The 836-nt window shown below is 65.3% G+C and carries 1 protein-coding gene; it reads right to left on the bottom strand.

The features are described 5' to 3' along the window. Nucleotides 1-836 (bottom strand): autotransporter outer membrane beta-barrel domain-containing protein (locus NKH03_RS34815; protein WP_352973365.1); only part of this gene is annotated, 836 nt, incomplete at both ends.

Below are 836 nucleotides of genomic sequence, written 5' to 3'. Positions count from 1 at the left end.
ACCCGCTGCCGAACACCGACGACACATCGGCGGACACCGTGCCATACTGGAAGGCAACGCCGCCGATGAGCCGACCGGCCGCGCTGTCGGACAAAAGCATGTCGGCGCCGGTCTGCAGCCTCCAGGTCGAGGTGTCGTAAGTCGTTGCGGTGGTGGAGCTTTGCGGATCGTAGGAGCCGCTGGTGCCTTCGATCCTGCCCCACAACCCTATGCCGGCCTCCGCCTTCACATCATCGGAGACCCCGTCGGCGCCTTGCGCTTCGATGGTCCATGAGCGGTTGCCGAGCCGCTGCTGCAATGTGCTCAGTTGGTTGAAGCTCTGCAATGTACCGGCATAGGCCTCGTAGAGTGGCGCGCCGGCCTGATAGAGCGGAGTTCCGGGTCCGCCACCATTGATCAGCGCGGAGCGCAAATACCAGTCGCCGTCGGTTGGTGTGCTCGTGCCGCCCTGGTAGAGCCTGTAGGCATAGGCGCCGCCGACGACCGCCTTGTCGCCTTCGAAGGTGTAGTCGCCCTTGAGCGCGAAGGTTCCGTTCGAAACGCCGCCGACATCGACGATCTTGATGCCTTCGAGCGTTTGGTCTCCCGCGCCGCCGAAATTGGCGACCTGGAGCGTGCCCGTCCCCGATGTGCCGCCTGCGACAACCAGCATGTCGGTCACCGAACCGTCGCCACCGAGCGCGGTGTTGAGGACGACGGTGCCGCCATTGCCGACATAATCGCCGCTGATGGTCAGCGTGTTGCCGAGACCTCCGCCGGCGATGCGCACCGTTCCGGCGTTGGTCAACCCGGCAAGCGTCTGGGAGGTGCCGGCAAGGTCAAGCGTGGCGCCAGAG

The organism is Mesorhizobium sp. M1406, from assembly GCF_040317555.1.
GTDB lineage: Bacteria > Pseudomonadota > Alphaproteobacteria > Rhizobiales > Rhizobiaceae > Mesorhizobium.
This window is presented reverse-complemented; position numbering and strand designations above follow the sequence as displayed.